At 36.1% G+C, this 15,051-nt stretch carries 15 protein-coding genes; 3 read left to right on the plus strand and 12 right to left on the minus strand.

The features are described from left to right. The first annotated feature begins 298 nt into the window (after positions 1-298). Entirely contained in the window at positions 299-1,174 is an 876-nt protein-coding gene (locus tag IP358_RS08435) for a DMT family transporter (RefSeq protein ID WP_006802332.1), read from the plus strand. On the opposite strand, the gene IP358_RS08440 is transcribed toward IP358_RS08435, so the two are convergent. Genes IP358_RS08440 through IP358_RS08455 form a run of 4 tightly spaced genes read right to left on the minus strand, consistent with a single transcriptional unit; the run spans position 1,164 to position 5,815 of the window. Further along, positions 1,164-2,288, minus strand: a complete 1,125-nt coding sequence (locus tag IP358_RS08440; RefSeq protein WP_232086787.1) for a glycosyltransferase — start codon at positions 2,286-2,288, stop codon at positions 1,164-1,166. The two genes, IP358_RS08435 and IP358_RS08440, sit on opposite strands and share 11 nt — an antisense overlap. After that, complete coding sequence (pglF, locus tag IP358_RS08445) at positions 2,260-4,068, minus strand: UDP-N-acetylglucosamine 4,6-dehydratase (configuration-retaining) (RefSeq protein WP_006802330.1); 1,809 nt, start codon at positions 4,066-4,068, stop codon at positions 2,260-2,262. The genes IP358_RS08440 and pglF overlap by 29 nt, the downstream gene beginning before the upstream one ends. Continuing rightward, positions 4,069-5,190 carry an aminotransferase class V-fold PLP-dependent enzyme gene (locus tag IP358_RS08450; RefSeq protein WP_006802329.1) on the minus strand — a complete coding sequence of 374 codons (1,122 nt, stop codon included), beginning with the start codon at positions 5,188-5,190 and terminating at the stop codon, positions 4,069-4,071. Between the two features lie 10 nt (positions 5,191-5,200). After that, positions 5,201-5,815: an acetyltransferase gene (locus IP358_RS08455; protein ID WP_006802328.1), complete on the minus strand. Its 615-nt coding sequence runs from the start codon at positions 5,813-5,815 to the stop codon at positions 5,201-5,203. Positions 5,816-5,938: 123 nt separating this feature from the next. Here IP358_RS08455 and IP358_RS08460 point away from each other — a divergent pair, with 123 nt between their 5' ends. Together IP358_RS08460 and IP358_RS08465 are read left to right on the plus strand one after the other, a co-directional pair. Beyond that, positions 5,939-7,225: an adenosylmethionine--8-amino-7-oxononanoate transaminase gene (locus IP358_RS08460; RefSeq protein WP_006802327.1), complete on the plus strand. Its 1,287-nt coding sequence runs from the start codon at positions 5,939-5,941 to the stop codon at positions 7,223-7,225. A 21-nt stretch (positions 7,226-7,246) separates the two neighbouring features. After that, on the plus strand, positions 7,247-7,702 hold the full coding sequence (locus tag IP358_RS08465; RefSeq protein WP_006802326.1) for a hypothetical protein: 456 nt from the start codon (positions 7,247-7,249) through the stop codon (positions 7,700-7,702). A 1-nt stretch (position 7,703) separates the two neighbouring features. On the opposite strand, the gene dcuC is transcribed toward IP358_RS08465, so the two are convergent. From dcuC to ruvC, 8 genes are all read right to left on the minus strand, one after another. Then, positions 7,704-9,167 carry a C4-dicarboxylate transporter DcuC gene (gene dcuC, locus IP358_RS08470; protein ID WP_006802325.1) on the minus strand — a complete coding sequence of 488 codons (1,464 nt, stop codon included), beginning with the start codon at positions 9,165-9,167 and terminating at the stop codon, positions 7,704-7,706. 147 nt (positions 9,168-9,314) lie between these two features. Then, a complete protein-coding gene (gene rpsR / locus IP358_RS08475) occupies positions 9,315-9,572 on the minus strand; it encodes a 30S ribosomal protein S18 (protein WP_006802324.1) in 258 nt (85 codons plus the stop codon). A gap of 9 nt (positions 9,573-9,581) precedes the next feature. Further along, the gene (locus IP358_RS08480; RefSeq protein WP_006802323.1) at positions 9,582-10,133 is read right to left on the minus strand and encodes a single-stranded DNA-binding protein; all 552 of its coding nucleotides are present in this window, start codon (positions 10,131-10,133) and stop codon (positions 9,582-9,584) included. A gap of 18 nt (positions 10,134-10,151) precedes the next feature. Next, positions 10,152-10,538 carry a 30S ribosomal protein S6 gene (gene rpsF / locus IP358_RS08485; RefSeq protein WP_006802322.1) on the minus strand — a complete coding sequence of 129 codons (387 nt, stop codon included), beginning with the start codon at positions 10,536-10,538 and terminating at the stop codon, positions 10,152-10,154. A gap of 96 nt (positions 10,539-10,634) precedes the next feature. Then, the gene (gene holA, locus IP358_RS08490) at positions 10,635-11,648 is read right to left on the minus strand and encodes a DNA polymerase III subunit delta (protein WP_006802321.1); all 1,014 of its coding nucleotides are present in this window, start codon (positions 11,646-11,648) and stop codon (positions 10,635-10,637) included. Further along, the gene (locus tag IP358_RS08495) at positions 11,648-13,807 is read right to left on the minus strand and encodes an RNB domain-containing ribonuclease (protein WP_006802320.1); all 2,160 of its coding nucleotides are present in this window, start codon (positions 13,805-13,807) and stop codon (positions 11,648-11,650) included. Before IP358_RS08495 ends, holA begins: the two co-directional genes overlap by 1 nt. Then, positions 13,800-14,432: an FAD-dependent thymidylate synthase gene (gene thyX, locus IP358_RS08500; RefSeq protein ID WP_006802319.1), complete on the minus strand. Its 633-nt coding sequence runs from the start codon at positions 14,430-14,432 to the stop codon at positions 13,800-13,802. The genes IP358_RS08495 and thyX overlap by 8 nt, the downstream gene beginning before the upstream one ends. After that, positions 14,423-14,914 (minus strand): crossover junction endodeoxyribonuclease RuvC, encoded by a 492-nt coding sequence (gene ruvC, locus IP358_RS08505; RefSeq protein WP_006802318.1) that lies wholly within the window; start codon positions 14,912-14,914, stop codon positions 14,423-14,425. The genes thyX and ruvC overlap by 10 nt, the downstream gene beginning before the upstream one ends. Positions 14,915-15,051 lie beyond the last annotated feature (137 nt).

Here is a 15,051-nt window from a genome sequence, read left to right on the forward strand (position 1 = left end):
ATAATCTAAAGTTAAAGAACATTTTTACATTAAAGATTAAACCTTAGAAAAGCCTGCATCTTAAGTTTTAAATAAAATCATTTGCTGGATTCTTGATTATAATCAAGAAAAGTAAAGATTTATAAAACTAAGGATTAAATGAGTGAAATTCACTTATTATAATCTGTTACAATGTGCTAATTTAAGGGATTAAAATTTAGCGCAAAAAAGGAAGTGGAATTATAGCTAGAAAAGCTTAAGGGGAGATTAAAATTGGGGGGATAAGATTCTACTTTTAAATTTTATAGAAAGGCAAGCGTTGAATAAAGAGCAAATTGGCGCGCTATGGATGGTTAGCGCAAGTGTTGCGTATGGCTTTATGCCTATTTGGACGGTTCTTGGACAAAATAGTGGGCTAACAACAGATTTCATTTTGTTTTTCCGATTTGCCTGCACAAGCGCGTTATTGCTTGCGCTTGCGCGTTTTGAGAGAGTGTCTATTCTCTTGCCTAAGCGCAAAATTTTAGAATTTGTCTTTTTAGGCGGAATCTTGTATTCTATTCAGTCTTTTGCCTATTTAGATTCCTTAAAATACATTCAGACTGCACTTTCTGTAATGCTCTACCACATTTACCCTGTGATTGTTACGCTTGTAGCCCTTGTGTTTTTTAAAGAAAAAATTCAGTCAAAAACGCTTCTAGCTTTAGCGCTTTGCACCATTGGACTAGTGATAATCTTACAAATCCCAAAAGACATTACCCTTAATTATCTTGGCGTTGCGCTCTCTTTAATTGGAGCATTGTTTTATGGACTTTATGTGATTTTTAGCCAAAGCATTACGCGTAATTGCCATTTTCTAGTTTCTAGCTTTTATGTGTGCTTTTTTTCATCTCTTGCGATGCTTTTTAGTATGCTAAAAGCACACGAAAGTATTCCAAATCTTTTTGAGATTCCACCTATTGGAATCTTTGCTTTGCTTGCGCTAACAATACTTTCTACACTTTTTGCAATGGTTGCGTATTATCTAGGAATGCCAAAAATTGGAATCACAAAAACCGCAATTTTAGGAATGATAGAACCACTTGTCGCTGTGGTGCTATCTATTTGGATTTTGGGGGATAGCTTAAGCGCTTTACAATATTTTGGGGCGTTTTTGATTATCTTTGGTTCGATTCTTTTATGCCTTAGGAGATAAATTCTTGGATTAAAGCGCGCCATTTTTCAAGCACAACAGCTTCACTAAAGCGTTCGTTGATTTTAAGTGCATTTTTTGCCAAAGAATCTCTATTTTCTAAAGTTTTTTCAAAATGCTCCGCTAAGGATTCCACATTTCCAAGCTCCACAAGATAGCCATTATTTTCTATAATCTCACTAGGTCCATAAGGGCAATCATAGCTGACCACAGGAATACCACACATTAATGCTTCAATTAGCACATTGCTTAAACCTTCTTTATGGCTTGAAAGCGCGAAAAATTCCGCATTACTATACGCATTATAAAGAGTTTCTAACCGCCCTAAAAACACCGCCTTTATCCCTAAATCTTTAGCTTGCTTTTCTAATTTTTCTCTCTCTTTACCATCTCCGGCAAGAAGCAAGAAAAACTCTTTGTGCTTCCCATTATTCTTTTTGGAAAAAATCGCAAATGCCTCTAAAAGTTCATCAAAATGCTTACTCTCTATCATTCGCCCAGCACTTAGCACATAAGGCTTAAATACGCTATAATCCCTAGAATCATCTTGTGCCACGCAAATAGGGTTTGGCATCACACGCACATTTTTTAAACACGCATAGTGGCGCAAATCCTTGTGCGTAAGCGTTGTAACACACGAAGCATAAGGATAAACAAGCTTGCGCAAATACGCCCAAATGCCACTTAGGCTTGTGTAAATGCTATGTTCTGTGGCAATAGTTGGAATTCTTTTTGCGCTAGCAAGAATTGCTAGGATATTGCTTTGATGGATAAAGCTAATCACAAGATTTGCCCTTTGTTCTTTAAAGAGTTTTGCAAGAGCATTAATTTTCTCAAAATTTCCTAAAATTCCATGCCTTTTGCTTGTGATTTCTATAACTTTCACACTAGGATCTAGCGTGTAGAATTGCTCTTTTTTGCTCCAAAGCGCTAGCACAATCCTATATTCATTAACTAGCGCATTTGCCAAGAAGCTTGCCACTTTCTCCGCTCCGCCCATTCGTAAAGACGATACAACAAGCACTATGCACTTTTGCGTTAATTTGGATTCCATCTTTTTAGATTCTATTTTGCTCGCTTCTAAACTCTCACCCGCCATTATGATTAAACTCCACAACAATTTCCTTAAGCTTTGCAATTCTATCTTTTGTGATTAACAACTCATCAATATCACTATTTAGCTTGTTTATATCATAATGCGTTGGTCGCGCCACTTGGATAGAAGGGTATTTTGTTTTACTCTCACTCTCGCCAATTAGCAACTCTTCATAAAGCTTCTCCCCTGGGCGCAATCCACTAAATTCAATAGCAATTTCATCCTCTTTATCATACAGGCGCAACATATTCTTTGCCAAATCCACAATTTTTACAGGCTCTCCCATATCTAAAATAAAAATCTCTCCTCCCTTAGCAATCGCCCCCGCTTGCAAAACAAGCTGACACGCTTCTGGGATTAGCATAAAATAGCGCGTAATATCTGGATGTGTAACCGTGATAGGTCCGCCACTTTGGATTTGTGCTTTAAATTTTGGCACAACAGAACCGCTACTTCCTAGCACATTACCAAAGCGCACCGCTACAATCTCACTTTTTTTGGATTCCACATTTTGCGCGTATAACTCCACAATGCGCTTGGTTGCACCCATTACATTTGTAGGACGCACCGCTTTATCCGTAGAAATCATAACAATCTTTGGCACTTCCGCTTTAATCGCACAATCTACGACATTTTTACTTCCAATCACATTATTTTCAATCGCGCTTTTTTGGTTATATTCACACAATGGCACATGTTTATAAGCTGCGGCATGAACAATAATATCAGGGGCTTCTTCTTTAATAAGAGCTAAAAGCCGTTCTTTTTCTAAAATACTTAGCAAGCAAGGGCGGAAAAGCGCCATCTCTCCCATTGTTTTTTGGGGATATTTTTGATTTAATTCTTCTAAAATCGCATACAAATTAAACTCACTATGCTCCACAAGCACCAAGCGTTTAGCTCCAAAGTCCGCGCATTGTCGCACAATCTCACTACCAATGCTCCCCCCAGCCCCCGTAATTAGAATCTTTTTATCTTTTAAAAATTCCCTAATTGTCGCCTTATCTAAATCTTTAATTGGACGGCTTAATAAATCTTCAATAGAAATATCCTTTAGGCTCTCTTGCTCATCTTTTAGCATTGTGGCGATTTTTATCTCTTCAATGCCAAGCTTTGTAAGCTCATCAAACAAGTCTTTTAAAGGGGGCTTTGCGTAATCGCGCGTTAGAATTGCACTTTTTATCTTATGCTCTGTCATCAACTCTTTTAACGCGCTTTTTGGATACACCTTAAGATTTGAAATATAGCTTCCAATTGCCTTGTTATCTTCTTCAATAATCGCTAAGGGATAGAAAGGAATCTCACTATTAAGAGCCGCTTTAATAAGCGTTGGCGTTTGTGTATTTGCGCCAAAAATCACCGCTGGCTTTGGCGAGTGTTTGGGAGAATTTTCTAAATAAATGCGTTTTGAGATTCTAATTGCTCCAATTAAAATACTAGAAATCACAAAGTCAATCCCAATCACACTTAAAGGAAAATCTCCAAAAATCCCTAAAAATGCGATTCCACAAAAGATTCCATACGCCAAAGTATGCGCATAAAACAATCTCAACGCCTCTAAAAGCCCAAAAAATCTCCACGGCACTAAATAGAGCCTAAACATAGCTAACGATAAAACCTTTAAGCCAATTAAAACAAAGAAGACTAAAACAACGCTTACCTTAAACTCCAAAGGCACTTGAAAACTAAAGCGCAAATCATAGGATAAAATCAATGTAAAATACGAAACAAGAATATCAATAAGCACAAAAAACGCAATGCGCTTGGCATTACTAGGGCGAAAAAGGGCCGATTTTAACACTTAGCAACTCTTTATAAAATCTAAAATCAAATTAGAAATCCAATCAATATCATTTTTTTCTAACGCACCACCGCTTGGCAAGCAAATTCCGCTTTCAAAGAGTTTTTGACTCACACCATTAACAAATGCTTTAGAATTCTTAAAGAGTGGTTGTAAGTGCATAGGCTTCCATAATGGACGCGATTCCACGCCTGCTTTTGCAAGATAATCCACCAAATCTAAAGGATTAATTTTAGAATCCAAAAAGCGTAAAGTTGTCAGCCAGCGATTACCCCTAGAGTTTGGAATCTCAGGCATAAACTCTAGCTTTTGTTCAACTTGCTTTAGCGACTCTTTATACCACTCAAAAATCTCTCTTCTCTTTGCCACTCTTTGTTCAATTTGCTCTAATTGCCCTACACCAATAGCCGCACAAACATTGCTTAAGCGGTAGTTGTAACCATAATCTAAATGCTCATAATAAGGCAAATTCTCCCTAGCTTGTGTGGAATAAAACCGCGCTTTTTCTATCTTTTCTCTATCCTTTCCAAGTAGCATTCCACCCCCACTGCAAGTGATGATTTTGTTCCCGTTAAAGGAAAGCGCACCAAACTCCCCAAAGCTCCCACTATGCTTACCATCATAAAACGCCCCTAAAGATTCCGCCGCATCTTCAATCAATAAAATTCCATATTTCTTACAAATCTCCATAATCTCATAAATCTTCGCACATTGCCCATACAAATGCGTTAAAATCAATGCTTTTGGCTTCTTAGGCAATAATTCAATCGCCTTTATAAGCAACTCTGGATTAAGATTCCAAGAATCTAAATCACTATCAATAAACACAGGTTCAGCCCCTTGATACAAAATCGCATCAATTGAGCCAATAAAGGTAAAACTACTTGCTAGCACAATATCCCCTTGCGTGATTCCCCCTACTCTTAAAGCAAGGTGCAGTGCCGCTGTACCAGCATTTAATGCTAGCGCATTTGGAGAATGCGTATAAGCCTTAATATCCCCTTCAAAGCGATTTACAAACTCCCCCAAAGGCGCGATATAATTACTTGCAAACACATCGCTTACATATTGTTGTTCATTTCCGCCCATTTGTGGCGGAGATAAAAAGATTTTAAACGCCATTTTTTCTCCTTTAAATTTCTTTTTTTGCCGGATTGCCAACCATTTTTTTAAAAGATGGAATCGCATTTATAACTACACTTCCAGCACCAATTACGCAATTCTCTCCTACGCTTTTACCTTCAATTACAACGCTTCCAGCACCAATATGGCTCAAATCTCCAATGCCAACGCTTCCACAAAGTGTTGCATTTGGCGCAATGTGTGCAAACGCTCCCACACTACAATCGTGTTCTACAACACTTGCTGTGTTAATAATCGCCCCTATGCCAACTTTGGCACGCGCATTAATCACAGCATTTGGAAAGACCACCACAGCATCAGAAATCCTAGCAGATTTTGAGATTATAGCACTAGGATGAATAACAGATGGTAAGCAAAAACCTTTTTGTAAAAAAAACTCATAAAGACTTTTGCGTGTAGCATTATTGCCAATGGCTAAAACCACGCCGTATTCTTTAGCATTTTTTAAAGCCAAAAATTCCGCCTTTGTAATTGCTTCAATTCCGTTAAGTTGCTTTGTTTGGGGCGTATCATCAATTACAAGATACACAATATTAAGTGCTTCTAAAATATCTGCTATCACCGCGCCGTGTCCGCCCGCACCAAAAATTGCTAACTTTTGCATTTGTTTCCTTATATTTGCACTTTAAATCTCTGCGATTTTAACGCATTTTCTTAACATTTGCGCTTTAAATTTATCTTTTAAGGGATAAAATACACGCAAAAATTCCCTATAAAAAGGCAAAAGATGGAATCGCAAATCCTAAAAGAGTTAGATTTATCTTGCATTTGGCATCCTTGCACACAAATGCACGACCACGAAAATAATATTCCATTAATCCCCATTAAACGCGCTATTGGTGCGTATCTCTATGATTTTAACAACAAGGCATATTTAGATTGCATTTCTAGCTGGTGGGTGAATCTCTTTGGGCATTGTAACCCTTATATTAATGCAAAACTTAAAGAACAATTAGAATCTTTAGAGCATATCATTTTTGCAGGTTTTACCCATAAGCCCGTAATTGACTTATCTAAGCGGCTTTTAGGGCTTTTGGATTCCAACTTTGGCAAATGTTTTTATGCAGACAATGGCTCAAGCGCCATTGAAGTGGCTCTTAAAATGGCATTCCACGCAAGTGCGATTAAAGGAAATAAAAAAAATAAATTCCTATGCCTAGAAAATGCCTACCACGGAGAAACTATTGGAGCTTTAAGCGTAGGTGATGTTGGAATCTATACAGATGTTTATGCGCCCATTTTGCTAGAAACACTAAAAATTAAAGCCCCTGTGGGAGAAAACATTGATGCTTCCCTAGAAGCCCTAAAAATCTTGCTATCCACGCAAAAAGATTCCATTATTGCCTTTGTGCTAGAACCACTCATTCAATGTGCGGGAAATATGAATATGTATAGCCCGCGCTTTGTGCAAGAAGCTACAAAACTTTGCAAAGAAGCAGGTGTGTATGTTATTTTTGATGAAATTGCCGTAGGATTTGGGAGAACAGGCAGTCTTTTTGCCTATGAGCAATGTGGCGTTGTGCCGGATTTTCTTTGCCTTAGCAAAGGCATTACAGGAGGTTATTTACCGCTTTCTGTGGTTGTTACAAGTGATGAGATTTATCAATTATTTTATGCGCCTTTTAGCGAGAACAAAGCCTTTTTGCACTCCCACTCTTACACAGGAAATGCGCTAGCTTGTGCGTGTGCAAATGCGGTTTTAGATATTTTTGAACGCGATAATGTGCTTACGAAAAACAAAGAATTATCTGCATTTATTTGGGAGAGAATGCAGGCTTTAAGGAAGTTTAGCTGTGTGGGGAATTTGCGTCATCAAGGAATGGTTTTTGCTTTTGATTTAATAGGATTTAAAGGGGAGCGTAAAGGCTTAGAAGTCTTTAATAAAGGCTTAGAAAAGGGGCTATTACTCCGCCCTTTAGGCAATACAATCTATCTAATGCCCCCTTATATCCTAACTCAAGATGAAGCCACTTATATTTTAGATTCCATTTGTGAAATTCTAAAAACATTTTAAGGGCTTAAAAAGGATTCCATAATGGCATTTAAAATTGACACACAAATGCAAGCACCAGCATATAATAATACACCACAAAAACCAAAACTAGAGCCAGAGACAAATCCTCAACAAAAACCAAAGCCTCTAACAAATAACAGCGGGCAAATCCACGCTCGACCAAGCTATCCTAGCCAAAATCTCATTGACAAATACAAAACACCCGGCGCATTTATCAACGCACAAAACACTATGGGCAATCAATTAGGAATCCAAAATGTTATCAAACCACAAGAACAAGATATAGGGCAAGACGCGCTTTTAGAATTTTTACAGAGTCAAAACTCTGCACTTGAATCTTTAAATCAGATTCCACAACTTAGCTTTCAAGAAAGTTTGGAGCTTGAAAAAACTCTGCAAGAAATGGCACAAAAGCGGGAGCTAGCGCGTTTAGATTCCACCACTCTTGCTGAACTTTTAAGAAAAATCCAGCAATAAACTAAGAATCTCTTTGTTGAGCTTGTTGCTCCACTTTTACGCTAGACTCTACTTGTGGTGGAAGCGGATTTGTCTTAGCAAGATAGAAAGCAACTAGGATATTTACCACCATTGCAATGAGCAAAAGTGGCGTTGTGCGCTTAATAATTTCCACAGGGGATACCTTTGCAAATCCAGCAAGCGCCAAAATCCCCCCAGCAATAGGCGAAGCCGCTCTTCCTAAACACGAAGCAATTTCAATAGGCAATACTAAAGTAATTGGCGCAACTCCAAGTCTTGTCGCAATATCAGGTGCCAATCGTCCAAAAGCATTAAATGCAGCGATTCCACTTCCCATAATCACCGCAAATCCATACACTAGGAAGCTAAGTAAAGTAATACTTACAAACACAGCAATACTTGCACTCTCTCCACCTAAAGCACTCACCGCATTTGCTAGGATTCCAACCCCACCAAGGGACTTAATCCCTTCTGCAAACACAGAAGCGGCAATGATAATGCTAACAACGCTTACAAAAATCTCCGCCATAGCCTTTAAGATTACCACCATATCTTCACCTAGCTTCTTGCCATCTCTATGGCGCGCAAACTCCACAATGAATACAAGGGCGATACTCACAAAGTTTGCCGTTACCACATCAAGTTTTATACCCAAAAAATAAGCTATAAACAAAAACACTACAGGCAACCAAGGGAATAAAATATAAAGTGTAGGGCATTTTGGATCTATAATCTCTGGTGCTTCTACTTCTTCACAAAGCACACCTTTAGCCTTATCTCTTCTATCCACCCACGCAAAATAAAGTGGAATCAAAACTGCAATCACTGCCACATAAGCAACAACGCTCCAAATTTGATAATTCAAAAAAAGCCCCACAACATTGTCTTTTTGTCCTACCATATCCGCCATATTAATAGAATTTCCATCTTTTGGTCCATAATCTAGTGCAATTAAAGATAGCACACAAACAGCTGTGATAGGACGAATTTTAAGCGCGATTAACACAGGATAAATACAAGCAAGTAGCAGCAAAAGTAATCCTGCATAACTTGAAATAACTATTTTTAACGCCATACCTACAACAAAAGTTCCACTTAGGATTAAATATTTATTTTTAATCTTTCCAAGAGGCTTATTTGCCAAAAAAGCTAGTTTTGCTGAAGCGTTAATGTGCTTCATATAAGCCGCAAAACCTGCTACACTCATAATAATTAACCCCACTCCAGCAAGTTGTGTTTTAAAAGTTGCTGTAATAAAAGCAAAGCTATCAAGCAATACATCTAAAAAACTTGCACTCTCTCTAACGGGAGCTTTTGGTATAGGAACGCCTGTAAAATAAAATGCAAAAATAAGAATTAGCATTCCAGAGAATAAAAAAACAAAAATGGGATTATATTTTTTTAGAATATAATATGCCACAACTGCGACAGCAATCAATGTTGAGATTATCATAAATGCCGACATATTCCACCTTCCTTGAACACCAAAATAAACTTCGTATTATAAAGAAAAAATGTTTAAAATTTTTAAAATTTGATTAATCTAGCAGAATTACTGAGCATAAATTAAAACTCCCCAAAAAAGGGGGGAAATAAGAATAAAAGACTATTTTTAGATTTTAAAAGGATTTTCAACAACTCTTTTGCGATCTACAATATATGGAATAAGAGCCATTTGTCTTGCGCGTTTAATCGCAACTTCCACGCGCTCTTGCCACTTTTTAGAATTCCCTGTTAAGCGACGTGGCATAATCTTATAACGCTCTGAAAGTGAGTGTTTTAACATTTCTACATCTTTGTAGTCAATAAATTCAATTTTTGCCTCTGTGTAGCGACAATATCTTTTAGAATATCTTTTTTTCTCTGCCATAATGTTCCTTTAAAATGGTATTTCATCATCATTAATATCAATCACTGGAATCTCTTCTTGCGCAGGCTTTTGAGCTTCTGACTTTTGGTAATTTGATTGATGGTTATTATAACCACTTTGGCGATTGCCATTATTTGCATTATAACTGCCATAGTTACCACTAAAGCTCTCTTGATCATAACCTCCTTGATAGTCACTATTTGGGTTATATCCGCCATTTTGGATTCCACCTTCTCCCCTTGAACCTAGCATTTGCATACTTTCAGCAGTAATGCTATGCTTACTTCGCTTTTGACCATTATTATCTGTCCAACTCTCTAGCACCAAACGCCCCTCAATTAAGATTTGAGAGCCTCGTTTTAAATACTGATTTGCCACCTCAGCTGTGCGCCCAAAAAGATTCACATCAACAAAACACACTTCCTCGCCTTGTGAACCATCTTGTTTTTTATAACGACGATTTGTAGCAAGTCCTAGCTTTGCTAATGCACTTCCATTTGGTAAATAGCGCAACTCTACATCACGCGTTAAATTTCCAACTAAAATGACTTTATTAAACATCCAATTCCTTCTTTAGACTTAAGCGTCTTGTGGCTTATCCTCTACTTCTTTTAGTGGTGTTGATTTTTTATTATTAATCGCACGATCAACTAATGTTTCCCACGCTTTTTGCTCTTTCTTGCTTTCATATTTAATCACAATAAAGCGCAAAATTTCTTCATTAATGCGATACAAACGCTCTAATTCTAAAACAAGCTTTGGCTCTGCTTTAAAATAAATTACAAAATAATATCCACGCTTATTTTTCTTAATTTCATAAGCAAGATTGCGCATCCCCATATCTAAAGTCGCGCTAATTTCACCACCATTATTAAGAATTGCGGCTTTGTAAAAATCAATCTTTTGCGTGATTTCTTCTTGTGTCAAAGTGGGTTTAACCACAAACATTGTTTCATAAAAACGCATATATTCTCCTTATGGATTTTGCCCTTTATCCTAACAAAAAAGAGCAAGGATTTTATAGGTTTTTTACAATTTTTACAAAATGTAAAGGGGTAAATTCTATCTTAAAACTGCTTGTATTTTTATTAAGGCACTTAAAAATCCATTGCCACGATTCATTCCTTTAAATAATTCCTCTCTCCAAGTGTTTAAAATCAAAAATATAGACTCATATTGCGCTTCTCTAATGGCTGTGGCAAAAGATTTCTTTCTCTCTAAAATCGCCTTTGGAGGATTATAGCCTAATGCATCTGCAAGATTAGAATCACCTTTTAAACGAATATGACTTGTAAGCAAAAAAAGGGTAAAAAAATACTTCTGCACTGCTCTTACTAGTTGATTTTCATCAAAACCCTGTTCCAGAAATTGTGAAAGCTTTGCAAAATAAGGCTTTTTAAGAAGCAATAACTCTAAAATTTCATCTACCTCAACACTACCTAATCCATAACCCAAGCTATCTACCATTTCTGCGGTGATTTCTTGCGTAAAGATTCCATATTTTCTAAGTTCAGAGATACTTAAACCTAAATCTAAATTTTGCTGCTCAAAAATTTTGTGGAGCAAAAAATCTGGAATCTTAATCTGTAATTCTCTTGCATATTCTTGTAAAATTGGCATTGCTTCGTAAAAATTAGGCGCAAAAAAACGCACTTCAAACACGCCCTGTTTTGCTAAACTCCCACCAAAACTTCCCACCATAGCCTTAGCATCTGCCATATACTCTGCGTTTGTTTTATTCTCTGCTTGATAAAACTCTAAAATCAATACTCCACTGCCATTTTTAAGCAAAGTTTCTAGCAAAGTATCAAGCTGTTTTTTTGGAATCTTTTTTTCTACTTTTATCCAAACAAGTGCTTCATCTCCAAAAAGTGAACCTTGTGAAAAGCAATTTAGCGCGTTTTGAAAATCAAATTCTCCAAAATAAAAGCTGTTTTTTTCACAACCCCTATCAAGCGCAATTTTTGCGATTTTTTCCCCATAATGTCCAATTAAAAATGTATCTGCTCCATAAAGAAAAATCGCACGAATTTGTGTTTTTTGAGCAAGTTTTGTATCTAATTCTTTTTTATACATTATTTTCCTTTATGGCGTGGCTTGTATTTTGAATGTTTAAAACTTTTAGATTTTTTAAGATTTTTTTGTATTTTCTTTGCATTAAACTTTGCTCTATTCTGTGCATTTTGCGCCTTTGCAAGCGTTTTTGTAAAAAGATATTTAGAGATTTGCTCACTTTGGATTCCAAATCCTTCATTAAAACATTCTAAAATTCTGCCATACACCTTTGCTGTAGCAAGATTAACATCAAGAATTTGCACACGCACTTTTTGGTATTTCACACCTACACCCTTCAAACACACAACACGCGCGCCTTGTAAAGGGGGAGTTGTTAGGGCAACTAATTCTGGACTTTTATCATTTATGATTACACCTACATAGGCTTGTCCAATTTTTTTATTTAAATAGCGCGCAAATTTACGATCTTTAAAATCTAATTCTATCTTTGCCACTTCTCTTTCTTTTTGGCTTAAATCCTCACAAATTTGCGGTAGAGATTCTAAGGAGTTTGGATTAAATTGAATTTTGTCTTTTAAAATTCTATGTAAAAGCAAATCGCTATAACGGCGAATAGGCGAAGTAAAATGGCTATAACTTTCAAATCCTAACCCAAAATGCCCGATATTATGGCTTGCATAAGTTGCTTGCTGCATTGAGCGAATGATAAGTTTATCCACTTCTGCTGCCATATTAGAATGCTTTGTTAAAGCTTGGATTTCTAAAATTTCTTTGTGAAAATCTTTAGTGTATTTTGGAATCTTTTTTTTATGATAGATTCCAAGCAAGCGAAATTCTGTAAATAAATCTTGGATACTCTCCAACTTTGGTGCATTATGCACACGATAAATTCCTAATTTTAACCGCTCATCTCTTTGTGTGCTTGGTGTGCTTTGTTTGCTTTGCAAAAGCGCGCTTTGGATATTTGCTAAAAGCATACATTCTTCAACTAATTGATGACTTAGCGTTTGGGATTGTAATTTTAAATCTTTTAATTCTAAATTTTTATCAAGCTCCATTACACTCTTATCACCTAAAAAGTCAAATCCATTTTTCAGCCGTTTTTGACGCAATTTTTGCGCTAAATCATTAAGAGCAAATAGCATTGATTTTAAATTTGTTTTGATTGTTTTGCTTTTTTTAGATTCCAACAATAAATCCACTTCTTCATAAGTGAGTTTTTGAGACACTTTTATAATTGCTTCAAAAAGCTCACTATTTAGCACCGCTTTTGTGCATTTATGCAAGCGGATTTTCCACACCATTGCTAAACGCAATTCTCCTGCACTTAGCGAGCAAAGATTCTCACTTAAAGTCCTTGGTAACATAGGAATAGATTTATGCGGAAAATACACGCTAAAACCACGCATTTTTGCTTCTAAATCAAGGGCAGAATCTTTTTTAACATAATAACTTACATCTGCAATGGCAATATAAAGCGTAGAATTTTCTTCATCATAAAAAATTGCATCATCGTGATCCTTTGCCCCCACAGGATCAATCGCACAAAATGGCAAATGTGTGCAATCTGCCCTTTCTTTAAAATCCTTTAAACGCACAGGCTTAAAACTCTCTGCTTCTAACTCTGCTTGCAAACTAAAAGATTCTTGCCTATCATACAAACTTAGAGCGATTGTTTCATCAATTTGTGGATCACTTAATGCCCCTAAAATCTCTAAAATCTCACCATTTTTTGGATTAAGTTTTAAAAGCGTATTTGGCGGAAGTGTTTTTAAGGATTTTTGTGTAGCTTTAATTTTATAAGGAATCTCATTTGGAATAGAGATTGCCATACAATCTAATTTGTATTTTTCTAAATAGCATAATACGCTGCTTTGTTTTGTCTCTAGGATTTCAATTACTTTTGCATAAATGCGTGTATTGTGCGATTTATTAAGCATTTTTGAAAGCACAATATCACCCTTTTGTGCGCCTTTTAGCAAATGTTTTTCCACAAGCCAATCTCTCCCATTTCCCTTTGGCAAGGGAATCACAAACCCATATCCTTCTTTTGTAAGCTCCACTTTACCTATACAAAATTTTCTTTTTAAAACATAACGATTTTTACGCACTTCTAGCACATCAAAAACACGCAAAGATTCTAAAAGATTCAAAAAGGATTCTGCAAGCTTGAAATCCAGCGGAATCCCATTATTAAGAAGGTTTAAAAATTCAAGCATCTTCTTCTTTTAAAATCCCATCAAAAATAAATTGATGCTCCTTAGGAAGCGCATTAAAAACATTTAACGCTAACTCTCTAATCTCCCATAAAGCAGCCTTTGAAAGACGCAATGCTAAAAAATTTTGCAAACTTCTTGCATTAATACTCCAAGTAAGCTCTGTTTTATAAGATTCTGGCATTGCAAATTTTGCTAAATCATTACTAATATTTGTAACAAGCAATTTTCTTAAATTTTCTAGTGCGTAAATAGATGCTTCATTAACTGCTTGATTTTCTGTAAAAACTAAAAATTGCTCCGCTCTTTTATAATTTTCACTACAAAGTGGCAAAAAAGATTCCATCTCTTTAAGTTCTTTAAGAGTATAGCGACTAGATTTCACGCTTAAAGATGCCATTCTATGCCTTGCTAACTCTTGCAAACAAGCCCTACTAATCCCTTGGATATAAAAAGTATAATGTAAATGTTCAAGCGTGGAAGCGTGTTTAAATTTATTTCCCACTCTATCAATAAGTTCCTTATCCTTCTCTCCGCCATTATCGCCCTTTTCAAAACTCTGCCAACAAGTCCTTATTGCGTGAGAGCAAATGTTTAATTCTGTATAAGATAATAATTCTATTTGCATTGTTGTCCTTTTTGAAGTTTTAGTCGTTGCACATGCGTAATAGCAATAGCAATAGCATCGGTAATATCTAAAGGTTTAATCTCCCCCTTAATCCCTAAAAGTCTTTTTACCATAAAAGCAACCTGTTCTTTTGCCGCTTTTCCATTACCTGTGAGTGCTTTTTTAACTTGTAAAGGTGTGTATTCTGCAAAATTTCCTAATTCTTGTAAAATTTTAAGACTTAAAGCCCCCCTAAATTGTGCAAGCTTAATCACAGTTTTAGGATTATACGCATAAAACATATCTTCAATCGCAACACTATCAATTTTATGCTGTTTTAACACTAAATCAATTCCTTCTACAAATTCTACAATCTGATCTTGTAAAATTCTCTCTTTAATCTTAATTAATCCCGCTTCAATTAAGGAAATTGCACCATTTTCTAGCTTTATAATCGCATAGCCACAATTCCTACTCCCCGGGTCAATTCCTAAAATATTCATCACTACCTTAAATGTAAAAATAACTTTGGGATTCTACTAAAGTTATTTGTTTTTATAGATTAAATAAAAAAATTTGCTAAAATTTCACAACTTATTCACATCATTTTCACACTCTGTGAATAACTTTGGAGAGTCCT

The sequence above is a fragment of the Helicobacter winghamensis ATCC BAA-430 genome (assembly GCF_028751035.1).
GTDB lineage: Bacteria > Campylobacterota > Campylobacteria > Campylobacterales > Helicobacteraceae > Helicobacter_D > Helicobacter_D winghamensis.